The 14,918-nt window shown below is 37.3% G+C and carries 15 protein-coding genes; 4 read left to right on the forward strand and 11 right to left on the reverse strand.

What is annotated here, in order from left to right; genetic code table 11:
- Positions 1–41 precede the first annotated feature (41 nt).
- Positions 42–1,436, forward strand: coding sequence for a TldD/PmbA family protein (locus WJM97_RS13210; protein WP_353929264.1), 1,395 nt, complete (start codon positions 42–44; stop codon positions 1,434–1,436).
- A gap of 83 nt (positions 1,437–1,519) precedes the next feature.
- Here the strand turns inward: WJM97_RS13210 and WJM97_RS13215 are convergent, their stop codons facing one another.
- From WJM97_RS13215 to WJM97_RS13235, 5 genes are all read right to left on the reverse strand, one after another.
- Complete coding sequence (locus WJM97_RS13215) at positions 1,520–2,083, reverse strand: Uma2 family endonuclease (RefSeq protein WP_353929265.1); 564 nt, start codon at positions 2,081–2,083, stop codon at positions 1,520–1,522.
- 774 nt (positions 2,084–2,857) lie between these two features.
- Positions 2,858–4,750, reverse strand: a complete 1,893-nt coding sequence (gene dxs, locus WJM97_RS13220; protein ID WP_353929266.1) for a 1-deoxy-D-xylulose-5-phosphate synthase — start codon at positions 4,748–4,750, stop codon at positions 2,858–2,860.
- Positions 4,751–5,098: 348 nt separating this feature from the next.
- Positions 5,099–7,003 (reverse strand): response regulator, encoded by a 1,905-nt coding sequence (locus WJM97_RS13225; RefSeq protein WP_353929267.1) that lies wholly within the window; start codon positions 7,001–7,003, stop codon positions 5,099–5,101.
- 16 nt (positions 7,004–7,019) lie between these two features.
- Positions 7,020–7,466, reverse strand: a complete 447-nt coding sequence (locus tag WJM97_RS13230; RefSeq protein WP_353929268.1) for a response regulator — start codon at positions 7,464–7,466, stop codon at positions 7,020–7,022.
- Between the two features lie 146 nt (positions 7,467–7,612).
- Positions 7,613–8,851, reverse strand: a complete 1,239-nt coding sequence (locus WJM97_RS13235) for an ATP-binding protein (protein ID WP_353929269.1) — start codon at positions 8,849–8,851, stop codon at positions 7,613–7,615.
- A 243-nt stretch (positions 8,852–9,094) separates the two neighbouring features.
- Between WJM97_RS13235 and WJM97_RS13240 the strand changes: the two genes are divergently transcribed.
- Together WJM97_RS13240 and WJM97_RS13245 are read left to right on the forward strand one after the other, a co-directional pair.
- Positions 9,095–9,571 (forward strand): molybdenum cofactor biosynthesis protein MoaE, encoded by a 477-nt coding sequence (locus tag WJM97_RS13240; protein WP_353929270.1) that lies wholly within the window; start codon positions 9,095–9,097, stop codon positions 9,569–9,571.
- A gap of 10 nt (positions 9,572–9,581) precedes the next feature.
- Positions 9,582–9,887 (forward strand): hypothetical protein, encoded by a 306-nt coding sequence (locus tag WJM97_RS13245; RefSeq protein ID WP_353929271.1) that lies wholly within the window; start codon positions 9,582–9,584, stop codon positions 9,885–9,887.
- A gap of 1 nt (position 9,888) precedes the next feature.
- On the opposite strand, the gene WJM97_RS13250 is transcribed toward WJM97_RS13245, so the two are convergent.
- Positions 9,889–10,866: an aldo/keto reductase gene (locus WJM97_RS13250; RefSeq protein WP_353929272.1), complete on the reverse strand. Its 978-nt coding sequence runs from the start codon at positions 10,864–10,866 to the stop codon at positions 9,889–9,891.
- 375 nt (positions 10,867–11,241) lie between these two features.
- Between WJM97_RS13250 and WJM97_RS13255 the strand changes: the two genes are divergently transcribed.
- Positions 11,242–11,562 (forward strand): hypothetical protein, encoded by a 321-nt coding sequence (locus tag WJM97_RS13255; RefSeq protein WP_353929273.1) that lies wholly within the window; start codon positions 11,242–11,244, stop codon positions 11,560–11,562.
- A gap of 53 nt (positions 11,563–11,615) precedes the next feature.
- Here WJM97_RS13255 and WJM97_RS13260 read toward each other — a convergent pair whose 3' ends face one another.
- From WJM97_RS13260 to WJM97_RS13280, 5 genes are all read right to left on the reverse strand, one after another.
- A complete protein-coding gene (locus tag WJM97_RS13260) occupies positions 11,616–11,912 on the reverse strand; it encodes a DUF2103 domain-containing protein (protein ID WP_353929274.1) in 297 nt (98 codons plus the stop codon).
- Positions 11,913–11,917: 5 nt separating this feature from the next.
- On the reverse strand, positions 11,918–12,241 hold the full coding sequence (gene clpS, locus WJM97_RS13265) for an ATP-dependent Clp protease adapter ClpS (RefSeq protein ID WP_353929275.1): 324 nt from the start codon (positions 12,239–12,241) through the stop codon (positions 11,918–11,920).
- Between the two features lie 62 nt (positions 12,242–12,303).
- Complete coding sequence (locus WJM97_RS13270; RefSeq protein WP_353929276.1) at positions 12,304–12,522, reverse strand: type II toxin-antitoxin system HicA family toxin; 219 nt, start codon at positions 12,520–12,522, stop codon at positions 12,304–12,306.
- Positions 12,522–12,764, reverse strand: coding sequence for a type II toxin-antitoxin system HicB family antitoxin (locus WJM97_RS13275; protein WP_353929277.1), 243 nt, complete (start codon positions 12,762–12,764; stop codon positions 12,522–12,524). Before WJM97_RS13275 ends, WJM97_RS13270 begins: the two co-directional genes overlap by 1 nt.
- Before the next feature lie 124 nt (positions 12,765–12,888).
- Positions 12,889–14,886 (reverse strand): FAD-dependent oxidoreductase, encoded by a 1,998-nt coding sequence (locus WJM97_RS13280; RefSeq protein ID WP_353929278.1) that lies wholly within the window; start codon positions 14,884–14,886, stop codon positions 12,889–12,891.
- Between the last annotated feature and the right edge of the window lie 32 nt (positions 14,887–14,918).

Here is a 14,918-nt window from a genome sequence, read left to right on the forward strand (position 1 = left end):
AAATAGTTGCAAAATAAATTAAATGCGTTTCCCCTGCCAGAATGCCTAACCTACTTGCTGACGTACAAAATTTACTCTCTGATCTGATATCCCGCTATTCCTCCCGCGTTGATTATCTCATGATTCGTTTAGAAGAAGCGGAAGGAACGGATATATTACTGCGTGGTGACAAAGTAGAAACCCTCAGCGAAGGCATTTCTATTGGTGGCCATGTTCGTGCTTGTTATAAAGGTGGCTGGGGTTTAAGTAGTTTCAACCAGTTAGCGACTATCGAAGAACGAATAGAAGAGGCGATGGCCGCAGCGCGAATAGTGGGAGATGAACAAACCATTCTCGCACCTGTTGATCCTATCCAAGCTGTGTGTAGATTACCATTGAAAGGAACAGATCCACGCACAGTTTCCCTAAAGCAAAAAAAAGAATTATGCGATCGCTATACTGAGTTACTAAAAAATGTAGACTCCCGCATTACTACTACCTCAGTACGCTATGGCGACAGTAACCAAAGGGTACTTATTGCTACTTCAGAAGGAACATTAATCGAGCAATCTTGGGTAGACATGGAAATGCGATTTGCAGCCACAGCAAGGAACGGTGACACAGTACAAACAGGAAGAGAAACAGTAGGTTCACGTAAAGCCTATGAAGATTTGGTAAGTTTAGATACTCAAGTTAAAAGTGCCGCAGAAAGAGCAGTTACAGCCCTATCATTACCTTCCGTCAAAGGTAATACTTATACCGTCGTTATTGACCCCATACTGACAGGTTTATTTGTTCATGAAGCCTTTGGTCATCTTTCTGAAGCAGATATGGCCTACGAAAACCCTGATTTATTAGAGGTTATGACCCTGGGTAGACGTTTTGGTTCAGAAGAACTACAGATTTTTGATGGTGCTGCACCTCAAGGTCATCGTGGTAGTTATTTTTACGATGATGAAGGTACACCCGCAACAACTACGCAATTAATCAAAGATGGTGTATTAGTTGGACGCTTGCATTCCCGTGAAACTGCGGGTAAACTAGGAGAAGCACCCACTGGTAACGCTCGTTGTTTAGATTACCATTATTCCCCCATCGTCCGCATGACAAACACCTGGATAGAAAGGGGGAAAACACCAGTTGCAGACCTATTTACCGACATCAAAGAAGGGGTTTATGCTCGTAACTGGTTAGGGGGAATGACAAACGGGGAAATGTTCACCTTTAGCGCGGGGGAAGCCTGGATGATCAGAAATGGTAAAATCGCTGAACCTGTCAAAGATGTCACCCTCTCCGGTAACGTCTTCCAAACCCTTGCAGATATAGAAGCCATAGGTGATGATTTTTACTGGGATGAGTCCGGGGGATGTGGAAAAGGAGGACAGAATGGTTTACCCGTTGGTTGTGGTGGTCCGAGTTTACGTATTCAGAACGTAGTCGTGGGGGGAGAAAGTTAATTTGTAATTTGTAATTTGTAATTTGTAATTTGTAATTTGTTGGGTTGCGTGATTGTTTAACCCAACTTACAAATAATCAAAATCTAATGATTCATTTTCAACCAAGCAAATATTTGATCAACAGTTAACTGTAAATTTATCCCTTCTAATACCTGTAACTGCTGATCATCTCTGAATAACTCCGGTTGTTGTTGGGGACGAAAAATCAAAATAGAACGATCTTCTGGGTCTATTAACCAACCTAACAAACAACCATGATTTAAACAATATAAAATATTATCTATCACGCGAATAGGACTTTGTTCTGGAGAGAGAATTTCAATTGTCCAGTCTGGAGGGATTAAAAAATCATTGGGAACTTCTCCATCAGTAGTAAAAGGAATATTTGACCATTGGAAAACCGCGATATCAGGAACTACTGAACGCACACCAAAACTACAACGCAATTCAGGAAAAGCATAAGCAATTTTTTCGTTTTCTGTGATATCATTAATAGTATTGCATAGTCTTAATTGTAAGCGGCTATGTTTTCCTTTCGGCATTGGCTTAGTGATAATTTCACCGTTTATATATTCCCTGACAGGTTTGGTTTCTGGAAGTTTAAGAAACTCTTGTAAACTGAGGGATTGATTAATTACTATTGTCATTATTTCTCAATCCTGTAAGGAGGATACTATTCTAATTTAACCACTTTTTGTCTGAATCAGGATGTCCAGGATTTTAGGATTTACCGGATGTTATTTAACGATGGTTAGTTACGCACAAGTCAAAGAAGAATGAACCACGTTCACCGAAGGTGTTCCCGCAGAGTAGAAACGAAGCAACGAAGGTAAGAGGTTTTAGAGAGATTTAACAATCTCATCCTCTACATCCTAAGCTGTTACGCAGCTAAATTGTATAATCCTAATATTCTTAACTCTTGTGGAACAGGCATCTTGCCTGTTAAACTTATACAAATTAAATGCACAACAGCTTATAATCCTGGACATCCTGATTCTGAAAAAATACAATTTCTGAAAATTTAGATCAATCTTCAAAAACCATCCTGTAAATCCTCAAATCCTGGATATCCTGATATGGCTAACGCCACGCTTCGCTATCAGACAATCCGCGTTCCCAAAATCTCAACCCAGACAGCTAAAAACACTATATATATTGCGCCCATAGATTCCCACTCATAACATAAGCGTACAAAATTATTAGCGGCTTGTCAAGTCTAAAAATAAACTATGTTTAAAGTATGTTTGATGTTGTGCGATCGCCAATATCTGTAAATCCTAAAATCCTAATTTCTCATTTTCTCGTTCCCAGTCTCAGACTGAGGATGCAATATTAGAGTCTCTGACGCTAAAATACATGAAGGCAGAGCCTTCAATAATTCATTCCCATACCAAAGTATGGGAACGAGAAAACACAAACTACTAAACAGCAGCAACTTGTTTCTTAAAGAAAGCGTGCAAAATATTCTCCGCAATTTGCTGACTGGTTAAACCTAAAGTAGCCTTAGACTGATCCGGTGTGGCATGATCAACTAATACATCAGGAACACCAAACCGCTTCACAGGAACAACCACATCAGCATCAAGTAAGGCTTCAGCTACCGCAGAACCAAAACCACCCATTAAACAACCTTCTTCTAAGGTGACAACCCGGCCAATTTTCTCAGCCAAAGGTAAAATTAAATCAGTATCCAAAGGTTTCACAAACCGGGCATTAATCACAGTAGCTTCAATACCATGTTCACTGAGAATTTCCGCTGCTTGCATTCCGGGGTAAACCATCGTACCGTAACCCAGAATTAACACATCATCCCCTTGACGGAGAATTTCTCCTTTCCCAATTTCCAATGTTTCCCAACCTTCTTCCATCAAAGGTACACCATGTCCACTACCACGGGGGAAACGCATGGCAATAGGTCCATCGGTATATTCAATACCTGTGACTGTCATTCGCTGCATTTCTGCTTCGTCCTTGGGTGCCATAACTACGATATTGGGAATACAACGCAGATAAGCTATATCATACATTCCTTGGTGAGTTGGACCATCAGCCCCGACAATACCTGCCCGGTCTAAACAGAAAAATACAGGTAGGTTTTGAATGCAGACATCATGAATAATTTGGTCGTAGGCACGTTGTAAGAAGGTAGAATAAATAGCCGCGACGGGACGCATTCCTTCACAAGCTAAACCAGCGGCGACAGTAACAGCGTGTTGTTCTGCAATACCTACGTCAATATATTGGTCAGGTAATTTGGCTTGGAGTTTATCTAAACCTGTACCTGTGGCCATAGCCGCAGTAATACCGACAATTTTCGGGTTTTGTTCTGCTAATTTCACCAAAGTATGGGAAAAGACCTTGGCGTAAGCAGGGGGTTTAGGTTTATTGGAAGGAATAGCCTTACCAGTAGCTACATTAAAGGGGTTTTGGGCGTGATAGCCTACTTGGTCTTTTTCCGCCATTTCATAGCCTTTACCCTTAGTGGTGGCTACGTGAACCAGGACTGGGCCAGTAATTTGGTGTGCCTGTTTGAAGGTGGCGATTAATTCTTCTAAATTGTGGCCATCCACTGGGCCCATGTAAGTAAAACCTAGTTCCTCAAATACTGCACCAACTTTAGAAACAGCTAACCGCTTCATTCCCTCGGTAATGCGTTCTAGTTCATCACCAACAAAGGGAATATTTTTCAATTGTTCCTCAATGTTGTCGGTGAGAAATTGGACTGGGGGACTAAGACGCATTTTGTTGAGATAACGAGGAATAGCGCCAACGTTGGGAGAAATGGACATCTCATTGTCGTTGAGAACTACCAACAGGTTAGTTTTGGGTAAGTGGCCAGCGTGGTTAATAGCTTCTAAGGCCATACCTCCAGTTAAAGCGCCATCACCAATGACTGCTACAGCTTTAAATTCTTCCCCTTTTAAGTCTCGTGCTAAAGCCATTCCTAATGCAGCAGAAATACTTGTAGAAGCGTGTCCTGCACCAAAGTGATCAAATTTATTTTCGCAGCGTTTGAGATAACCCGCTACTCCGTCTTTTTGTCTGAGGGTATGGAAGTCGTGGTAACGTCCTGTAATCAGTTTATGGGGATAAGCTTGGTGTCCTACATCCCAAATTACCTTATCCCGATCTAAATCTAATGTCTGGTAAAGTCCCAGGGTTAATTCGACAACTCCCAAACCAGGTCCCAAATGTCCACCAGTTGCGGCTACGGTTTGTAAGTGTTTTTCTCTAATTTGTTTGGCTATTTGCTGTAATTGCCGAATAGACAAACCGTGCAACTGGTTAGGATGGGTAATTTCACTCAGATGCATATTATAAGGTTTTCCTCTCTAACTCTACTTTTTGGCATTATTTGATTTTCCCACTCTAATAGCTACAAAAATCCAACTATTACCAATGTTGTTTTATAACTATAACTTTGACAGGAGGCAGAAGGCAGGGAAAAGAGGATCGTAGGTATAGGTTTTTACAAATATCAGGAGTTGGAGGAGAAGAACTCTAACTGCACTAAGTATGACCATCCAAAGAGTAGAGACAGCAGTGGCTTCACCACAAGCCTTCAGCAGGTTGTGGATCAATTTGTATCGGTTTGAGCTTAGTTGATCTTTTTTCGCATAGTTTCGTTTTTTATCATGCACCAATGAATTCAAATACTTGGGTTAAACTGCTTGATCATGATCAATAATTACTTTGCTAACTGTTTCTAATAACTGAGTTGTTGTGTAAGGTTTGCAGAGAAAGGCTTTAACTCCCATGTTATAAGCTGCACTAACTTTATCGCTAGGTGCTAGTCCACTGACAGCGATGATTTTGATGTTAGGATTAATTTTTCTCAGGGTACGAATGCTGGTGAGTCCATCCATTGATGGCATGAAAATATCAGTTAATACTAAGGCTATTTTATCCATATTTTCTACATATATGGCGATCGCTTCCATGCCATCGTGAGCAGTAATAACTTGATAATTATAACTTTCTAGAGATGTTTTGGTAATGTCACAAATGCTAGACTCGTCATCAACAACTAATATCATTTCTCCGTTACCATAATGTACAGATTTTTCTGCTTTTTCAATAATTTCTGTTGTGTCTTTTGCTGGTAAATATACTTTAAATTGACTACCTTGATTTTCTTCACTATAAACATTAATAAAACCACCATGACTTTTCACAATTCCTAATACTGTTGATAGTCCTAAACCTGTACCTTTTCCTAAGTTTTTAGTAGTAAAAAATGGTTCAAATATACGATCTATGATATTTTGTTTAATGCCAGTTCCTGTATCTGTGATTGTCAGAATTACATAGGGTTTGGCTTCAGCGTCAATGTGCATTTGAGCATAGCTATCATCTACTAAAAGATTTTCGGCAGTGATGGTTAATGTGCCTCCATCGGACATGGCATCACGGGCATTTACACATAAGTTCATTAATACTTGATGTATTTGGGTAGCATCACCAGAAATTGTCCACAGGTTGGGAGAAATTTGAGTAATAACCTCAATATTTTGTGGGAATGTTTCTTTAATAATCTGCTGAATTTCAATTAATATGTGTCTTAATTGTAAAAGAGTGCGATCGCCATCTATTCCCCTAGCGAAAGATAATACTTGTTTAACTAAGTTGGCTCCTCGTTTAGCATTAGAAATTAATATAGGTATGAGTCTTCGAGAACGTTCATCTTTAATTTGAGTTTCTAAAATTTGAGCGGTCATTAAAATTGGTGCTAAAACATTATTTAAATCGTGGGCAATACCACTAGCTAAAGTACCTATACTTTCTAATCTTTGGGCGCGTAAAAATTGTTGTTCTAATTGTTTTTTCTGGGTAATATCAGTGTTAACTACTAAAATAGATTGGGGATTTTCACCAAATGCAGGTACTAAAGTCCAACGACTTTCTACAATAATTTCTTGACCACATTTAGTAATTTGATTCATTTCACCTTGCCAGGAAGTATTTTCAAGTAAGGTTTGTACAACTTCTGAGATTTGAGATAGTTGTTTTTCTAAAAACAGATCCTGGAGTTTTTTGTTAATTATTTCTGCTTTATTCCATCTATAAATAGATTCTGCGGCTTTGTTCCAAAATAAAATATTTCCATCTAAACTACTGACAAAAATAGCATCAGTAGCTACATCAAGTAATGCAGCTTGTTGACGGATCTTCTGTTCTGTTTGTTTTCTTTCAATTGCATACCTGAGTGAGCGTTCTAATAAAGCAGGGGTTAATTGACTTTTATCTAGATAATCTACTGCTCCTGTTTTCATTGCTTCTATATCTATTTCTATATCACCCTGTCCTGTGAGTAAAATAAATGGACAAGTACAACCTGTTTGTACAGCTTCTCGTAATAGTTCTAAACCGTTGTTTACACCTAAACGATAGTCTACTAAATAAAGATCATGTCGGTGTTGAGTAATGATTTCTCTTGCTAATTGATAAGTTTGAACCCATTCTAATTCACAGCTAGTTATCTGAAATTCCCCAAACCAATCACGAGTTAAAATGTAATCATCTTCATCATCATCAATTAACAAAACTTTAATAGGTCTGTTATTCATGATTTCCTTTTACTGCTTATAGGGGCAGTTCTACAATTTCTAGCCAGTATTTTCCTATTGTTTCCATTATTTTTACTAGGGAAGTAAAATTTGCTGGCTTGGTAATAAATGAATTTGCTCCTAAATTGTAGGTATTATATATATCTTCTGCTGTGTTAGAGTTGGTAAATATGATTACCGGAATTCGTCGAAGATGAGGATGATTTTTAATTTCTTTAAGTACATCTAAACCATGCTTTCTAGGTATATTTAAGTCTAATAAAATTAAGCCTAAATGGGGTGATTTATTAATACTATTGTATAAACCACGATGGGATAAATAATCCATTAATTCTTCACCATCTCTAACTATTTCTAGGGTGATGGGTAATCGGCTTTCTACCAAGGCATCATGTACCAATAAACTATCATCTTCATCATCATCAGCCATTAATATGGTAATGGTTGGTTGCCGATTTTGCACGCTTACATTTCTCCTTTATTATAGTTTTCAGTTCTAATCAAGTATTAAATCATGCAGTATTATTCAGTATCTACAAAATGTTATTGACATTTTTACAATTAACTCTATTTTTTCCTATCTTCGTAATCCCTCTTTAGGAAGAAAAATTAAATGTGAGAAATAATTGGCAATGTAATTATAAATTTTGCACCTTGATCTGGTTTACTTCTTGCTGTAATATGTCCATTATGTCGTTCCACAATTTTTTGACAAATGGCTAAACCAATGCCTGTACCTTCGTATTCGCTGGAACTATGCAACCTTTGAAAAATATGGAAAATACGGTCAAGATATTGTTCTGAAAAACCAATACCATTATCTTCAACAATGATTTGATAATGTGTATATTCCCAGGAATTATCATGAATGTGTTTGTTTAAAAAATGACCGTATATTTTGATAAGTGGTGGTTGGTTATGACGACGAAATTTGATAGAATTAAGGATGAGATTCTGTATTAATTGGCGCATCTGTAAAGGATCTGCCTGAATAATAGTTAATTCCTGAACCTCAACTTTTACGTCGGCTTGCTGGATACTAATTTCTAGATCAGATAATACTTCTTGAACGATTTGGGTTAAATTTACTGCTAAAAATTGCTTTCCTCTAGTTGTTATCTGTGACAGTGTTAATAATCCTTCAATTAACATTTCCATTCTCTGTGTAGCATTCTGTATCCTTTGTAGATAATCTAGTCCTTGTTCACTTAAAAATTCTCTACAAGTTACTTGTAACCTTTCTGCAAAGGTTTTAATTTTACGTAGTGGTTCTTTTAAATCATGGGAAACTATAAAGGCAAATTGTTGTAGTTCTTTGTTGTCGAGACTGAGTTTTTTTTGTTGTTTGGTTTCTTGTTCTAAAAACAGACTGTGTGCTAAAGCTAATATTTGAAAACGTTGTTCACTTTTTTGAAGTGCTGCTTCTATTGTTTGGTGTTCTAGCTGTTTACGTTGAGTAACATCTATAAATATGCCGCATATTTGTGTAGCTATTCCTGAGCGGTTTTGTGTGACTGCACCTTGACTAACTAACCAGCGAATACTACCATCAGTTAAAATAATTCTTAACTCTATTTCAAATACACCTTGAGTTTGAATGGCTTGTTGATAAGCTTGGATAAAAACTTTTCTATCTTCTGTATGAATAGAATTTAAAATAGCTTGATATGTGTTGTTGATATTATTTTGAACCAAGCCAAAAACAGGTTCTAAATTAATAGACTTTGTGATTTTATTACTTTCAATATCCATAATCCAGATGCTCATACAAGCTGCTTCTAAAACTGGATGAATTTCTTCTCCCCATGCTTGTGCTTGCTCTATTTGTTCTGATTGTTCTTTCGTCATTAGTAATTAATTTTACTTTTACTGACTGTTTAATAAATGCAACACTATTGACTGACACAGCTTCTATTGTACGGACTTGGTTTTTAAATAGTAGAAATAGCTAATGATCAATATCTAGAAACTCAAGTAAAGATTTTTTAGTTTACTTTATGTGTATCTCTTAGTGACGTTTTGGATATTTGAGACTATATTAAGGATTTGATTAAGTGTGCTAACTGTTAAGTTATAACCTCATTTATGTTTATGAAAACTCCTTTTATTTCTCCTAGCAAGCCTCAAACTGAAGATAGTTTTGCTATTACCTTAGCTCCGTTGTCTATCGAAGAAATTTATACCAAAGCTGATCACCCCGGTAATGGTGCAGTAGTAGTAATGAGTGGGACAGTCAGAAATCAAACTGATGGTCAACCCGTGGTAGCTTTGGAATACCAAGCTTACCAACCAATGGCTTTACAGATATTCTATCAAATTGCAGCTGATGTTCGCCGTCAATGGACAGATGTTAATCGGCTGGTGATACACCATCGTATTGGACGGTTAAAGGTGGGAGAAATAAGTGTTTTAGTGGCTGTGGGGTGTCCCCATCGTGGAGAGGCTTTTGCAGCTTGTCAGTATGCAATTGATACCTTAAAACATAATGCACCAATTTGGAAAAAGGAACATTGGCAAGATGGTTCTAGTTCCTGGGTCAGTATTGGTGCTTGTGAACAAGAATGCTAATGTATATAATATGACGATTTATAGCGGCTTAACTACTAGGTTGAGCTTGGCCAAATATCTGAATAATAACGGAGCTGATATTTCTGATTACACTAAACGAATTGGTGATTTAAGTTTAAATCGTATTCTCGGCTATCAAGAACATAAAGTTCCCACAGGTTCTGGTGTTTTATTAACTCCAGATAATGTTAAATTCAACCTGGCTAAAATTTGTGTAGACAGGGAAGAATGGGTAAAAAATAATAAAGATGAATTGGAATTAGTAGAAGAATTAGAAAAGAAATTTGTGGAAAATAAAAAGCCAGAAAATAAGTGATTTAACCCCAAGAACGATAGAATGTACTATTCTGCCAAATATTAGCAGTGAGTTTTTCAATTTCTGCTAGTTGTATATCATTTAACTGTTTAAAATCCCTAGCTACTTTCACATTTTCTTCTAATTGCTGCACATTATCGGCGGGAATGATACAACAACTCACGCCAGGTTGAGATAAACTATAACTCATTGCTTGTTGTATTCCTGTCAAACCACCAGCTTGAAATAACTTTCCATAAGCTGGAACTTTCATGGCAATTACGCCTATATTTTTTTGTTGAGCTAATGGTAAAACCACAGGTAAAAAAGACCTGGGATGGTGTATTTCGGCTGCATTGATAGGAATTAAAGTTGTATTGAAAGCATAGCGCCGCATGGCTTCAATAATAAAACTTGGTTCATGATGGCCAGTAATACCAGCAAATCTAATAATTTTCTGTTCTTTTGCTTCTTCTATGGCTTTTATACCGCCATTTTTACTAAAAATAGTTTCAATGTGTGCCGATGAGGAAATACTGTGTAATTGCCACAAGTCTAAATAATCTGTATTCAAACGTTTGAGTGAATTTTCTAATTCTCTCCACATCCCATCTCTGTCTCTGTTGTAAGTCTTGGTAGCTAAAAATATCTGTTGACGATAGGGTGGTAAAACTTGTCCTAAATAATCTTCATTTGTACCATAACTTGCGGCAGTATCAAAATATTTAATTCCTAGTTCTAGCGCTCTTTCAATAATTGCTATCGCTTCTTTTTCTCGATTATATTTATCCAGTGGTGTGTATGTTCCTGCACCTCCTAAACCTAACAAAGGAACTTTTATTCCTGTACTTCCTAGCACTCTTTCTGGCATGGATGTGGGTATTTTTATCTGTGAGCTTTTACTTTTATTATTTTTTTGTAATGAATTTGCCCCCATCACACCACCAGCAACGGCTACACTGGTAATTAAGAAATTACGTCTTGTTGTTTTTTCTGTCATAAATTCCTCTTATTTAAGTCGGTTTTATGGGATTATTACTAATTTTATACAGAAATTTATTTTTATTTAGTTACTAATTATCAAAATATTGTTAAATCATATCATTTTTATGTCACTTCTATTAGCTTCTATTAGATTTATCAATAAATCACAGGATATCTAAAATACAGAGGAGAATTATTGATTGGCGTGTTTTTCCAAGTTTCTGTTACACATCGAATCATGAAACATTAGTTGTTAAGTAACTTTACAATTAATTAGGCTTTTGTTGCAATCATTTACAATATTTCAGTTTGTAACTATTTTTTGCAACCAGAAGGAATATACCTTTAGACTAATTTTGATATAGACATTATCAAATAGGAATAAAGGCAAATGTGTTTAGTAAATATCTTTTGTCATGAGTTTGTGGTTGCTGTTTCTTCTGTAGCTTGTATTGTTGGTTTACTGTTACTGTGGGATCAGAAAAAACAAAAAGAGGAAGCACAAGTAACAGAAGAAATTCTGTTGAGAATGAGCTTTACTTATTGGTTGGTTTATTGTATTGCTTTTGGGATTGAAAAAATGGTTTTACCAAATTGGGAAGGTTTAATCATGACTTTAAAAATTACTACGGCATTGTCATATTTTTTAACATTTTCTTGTATTCTCAGTTTGCCTTTATATAAATTTGCAGTGCATGAAGTTGAAGAATAGCGAAATATCAAAAGAGGAGCTAAAACAGTTCCTCTCTTGATTATTTATGATAGTCATGCAATTTTCATGGCCACAGCGATCGCATTCTCCAATTGATCCTGTGATAAATGAGTGAGAACAAAAACCTCTTGCACTGTTTTACCCTGGCGTGCAATAACTTTATAACCCCCACGAATGGGTACAGACACACGCAATTTCATTTGTGGTGCATGACCTTTGACTCTACCAATTACCGCCGGTGTCACAGTCATAATACCATTCTGTTGACACAGACGTTCTAAAATGGGAATAAGTCCAGGAATATGGGTAGAATGATTCCAAACAAGTCTGCCATCTGTGGGTTTACTCATGAGCATTAAGCTGCTTCCAGAGGTGCCATTGTTAACCCAGCACGACGCAGCTGTTGATGATACAATTCCGCTGGTTCTTGGGGACCTACCCAAACTATGGCTTGTCCTTCATAATGTACTTGGTTAGTTAGTTCCCACGCGCGATCGCTTGACATTCCCGGAATATACTTTACCAAACATTCAGCAACGTGCTGAAAACTATTGAAATCATCATTGAGAACTATCACCTTATAATTAGGATAAGTTTTACGAGTAACTTGATTTACCCGATCAGGTGTTACAGTTGGTGCTGAAGCCATTCCATAAACAGCCGCAAGTCTTGTCTCCATAAATCAATAAACTACGTTTTACAAAAAAACACTTCAAATATCTAGTTTAAATCATAAGCTTTTCACAAAGATTCCCATTCTTCTCTGCTAATATTAGCTGGACGTAAAATTCGACCCAATAAACTAGGACTGATATCAGCCTGATGAGGATTGGGAATTGTGAGTTTCAATTCACCTTTAACCATATATTGATGTTTACCACCAGAAAATGGTCCATCAAAACCGAGCATTTTGAGATAATTAATCAGATCACGTCGCTTAACTGGACCCCAAGGCGGCATTAAGCCGCCTCCTGATGAATATTAATATCAATATCATCTAGAATCGGCAAAGTATGACCTAGACGTAACCCCAAAATTATCCAACCTTCCAGAGAATTTTGTAACTCTTGTCTACAATCCTCTAAAGTTGTACTATTTGCCCATACACCAAGACATTCGGGAATTTCTGCGTAAAAAGTCCCATCTTCCAGCAACTCATAGGTTGCTTTGTGCATTGCTTTGTGAATGTAATTTATCAACATTGCTGACGGTTTACAAAAAAACACTTCAAATATCTAGTTTAAATCATAGGGAACAGGGAACAGATGACAGTTAAGAGGGAATAGAGAATAGGGATATTCTTTCTCCTGAATCCTGATAACTAATTTACTTCCAATCTTGCCAATTTTGATTAAAAATAGAAGTATCAGGAAAAGCTGTAGGATTACCATTTTTCTCCAAAATATCCTTTAAAATCTGCAACTTTGGTTCTAATCTAGGTAAATCATCAACTAACTGATAAGGTGCAATATTTTCTCTGAGTGCAAAACTAGCCACAGTTCCCGCAGCAGCACCAGATGACCATTCAAAGGAATGTACCCGATAAGCAGCAGCAGCTATGTGACTGGTGGCAATACTTTTACCCCCTACTAATAAATTATCAATTTTTTGAGGAATCATTGATCTGAGCGCGATTTGAAAAGGATAAGCTTGACCTGCACCCCTTCTTTCTCCTCGACGTTCTTTATTTCCTGGTGCTTCTGGGGGACTATTTTCCATACAAGGATGAAAATCTATAGCGTAATGTCCGATACCTACTGCATCCGGGAAAATAGTAGAACGGCTACGCTTCATAGCCTGATCTGGGGAAACTTCACCCCTAATTACAGAAGTTGCTTCTAAACCTGCCAGTGTCGCTTTTAACTGACGATACATATCTGTTGGCAGTGTTTTCTTGTAATACTCATCATTATAATTACGACGAGAAATATCAACTTCCCAAATTCCAAAACCCTCCGGTTGTCCCCAACTAGGACGGCCAATAATCCGTCTTCCCTCTCGCATATATGGGTATTTTGATAAACCGTGGACAGTTCCCATTGGTGAATTTATACCAGTTAATAAACGGTGATTTGGTTGGGGTTGCTTCACACCATCACCAAGTTGAGAATCAGTGTTTCCCGCAGTCAACCAGTAATAATAAGCAAGAGCATTTTCTTCACCTTTGCGGAGTGCTTCAGTTCTGAGTCCTCCTTTCCAGCCTCCTGACTGTAATTGTCCAGCGGCTTGTAATTGTTGACGGGTATAAATTAAATTATCTTTTGCTGTTCCTGGTCGGTAGTCATTCCCCCAAGTCCAGTTTTGCATAGATATGTCTCCAGGGGTGGGAGTTGTAAAATTGATCCCACCAAATTTAGTTTGTTGACCTTTGTTTGGACTCCAAATCCGACGATAGGTAAAAACTAAATCAAAATTAGCTAATCTTGATAATTCATAACTAAAATATGGGGCATATTGATTATAAAATGGGGGCATTATTTGGATTTGTGGTTCTTTAGTCGCTTCCATTGCAAAGGTATATGTAAAACCTTGGGTACAATAGGGATCATTTGTAGTGCTAGAAGCTGAAGGTTCGAGATAGGAACGTGCATCAATTCCTAGACGATAAGGAACATCAGCTAAGGCGATAATTTCCCCAGTTTCGCTTGCATCTACAATGTACCATTGATGATTTCTTTGAGATTGTTTGGGTAGAAAACGAATGATTTTTTTATCAAGACGGGAGGAATTTTGATAATTGTAAGCGTCTTCTATGGTTTGGGAAAGGGTGAAGGTGTTTAACGGTGGAGCGTTTTTTGTTGGTTGATGTTGTATTGCGATCGCACCATCTATAATCTTACCATCTTGACTAATTTGTAAATCTTTAATTACCGTATTTGGGAATAAATTTAATTTTCCTCGACCTTGTTTTTCTGCATCTTTTAACATTCGGGAAATGATATTATGAGCATCACCAGGAAGAAAACAAGAATCACTTACCCAACAGTCACCAGGATTGAGTTTATTATATTTTTTTTGAATGCGATTTCTTAATTCTAAATATCCGCGAGGATAGAATTGTTTAGCTCTTTGAGTTGGTCTTTCATCTAACGCAGATGTACCTTGAGAGGAAATTTGTCCTCCTAACCAGTCGGTAATTTCTGTTAAGCAAACTGTGCGTCCTGCAAGTAAACTTTCGTAAGCTGTCGCAACTCCAGACAGTCCCCCACCCACAACGAGAATTTCACAGTTGACAGTTTTATCTGGGTTTCTGAGTGGGGTTGCGGTGACGGAATAGGGGGTGAGGAATGTGGTTAGTAAGGTGATGCTGATGAGACTTTTCATGGTTGATACACTGTAGAGCAAATTGATTATCA

This window comes from Okeanomitos corallinicola TIOX110 (assembly GCF_038050375.1).
In the GTDB taxonomy this organism is placed as follows: Bacteria; Cyanobacteriota; Cyanobacteriia; order Cyanobacteriales; family Nostocaceae; genus Okeanomitos; species Okeanomitos corallinicola.

Excerpts from the sequence above, each read along its gene's own strand:
- WJM97_RS13270 (WP_353929276.1), bottom strand. The coding sequence starts at position 12,522 with ATGCCGCCTTGGGGTCCAGTTAAGCGACGTGATCTGATTAATTATCTC.
- WJM97_RS13235 (WP_353929269.1), bottom strand. The coding sequence starts at position 8,851 with ATGACGAAAGAACAATCAGAACAAATAGAGCAAGCACAAGCATGGGGA.
- WJM97_RS13255 (WP_353929273.1), top strand. The coding sequence starts at position 11,242 with ATGTGTTTAGTAAATATCTTTTGTCATGAGTTTGTGGTTGCTGTTTCT.
- clpS (WP_353929275.1), bottom strand. The coding sequence starts at position 12,241 with ATGGAGACAAGACTTGCGGCTGTTTATGGAATGGCTTCAGCACCAACT.
- WJM97_RS13225 (WP_353929267.1), bottom strand. The coding sequence starts at position 7,003 with ATGAATAACAGACCTATTAAAGTTTTGTTAATTGATGATGATGAAGAT.
- WJM97_RS13245 (WP_353929271.1), top strand. The coding sequence starts at position 9,582 with ATGACGATTTATAGCGGCTTAACTACTAGGTTGAGCTTGGCCAAATAT.
- WJM97_RS13280 (WP_353929278.1), bottom strand. The coding sequence starts at position 14,886 with ATGAAAAGTCTCATCAGCATCACCTTACTAACCACATTCCTCACCCCC.
- dxs (WP_353929266.1), bottom strand. The coding sequence starts at position 4,750 with ATGCATCTGAGTGAAATTACCCATCCTAACCAGTTGCACGGTTTGTCT.
- WJM97_RS13260 (WP_353929274.1), bottom strand. The coding sequence starts at position 11,912 with ATGAGTAAACCCACAGATGGCAGACTTGTTTGGAATCATTCTACCCAT.
- WJM97_RS13215 (WP_353929265.1), bottom strand. The coding sequence starts at position 2,083 with ATGACAATAGTAATTAATCAATCCCTCAGTTTACAAGAGTTTCTTAAA.
- WJM97_RS13250 (WP_353929272.1), bottom strand. The coding sequence starts at position 10,866 with ATGACAGAAAAAACAACAAGACGTAATTTCTTAATTACCAGTGTAGCC.
- WJM97_RS13210 (WP_353929264.1), top strand. The coding sequence starts at position 42 with ATGCCTAACCTACTTGCTGACGTACAAAATTTACTCTCTGATCTGATA.
- WJM97_RS13275 (WP_353929277.1), bottom strand. The coding sequence starts at position 12,764 with ATGTTGATAAATTACATTCACAAAGCAATGCACAAAGCAACCTATGAG.
- WJM97_RS13240 (WP_353929270.1), top strand. The coding sequence starts at position 9,095 with ATGAAAACTCCTTTTATTTCTCCTAGCAAGCCTCAAACTGAAGATAGT.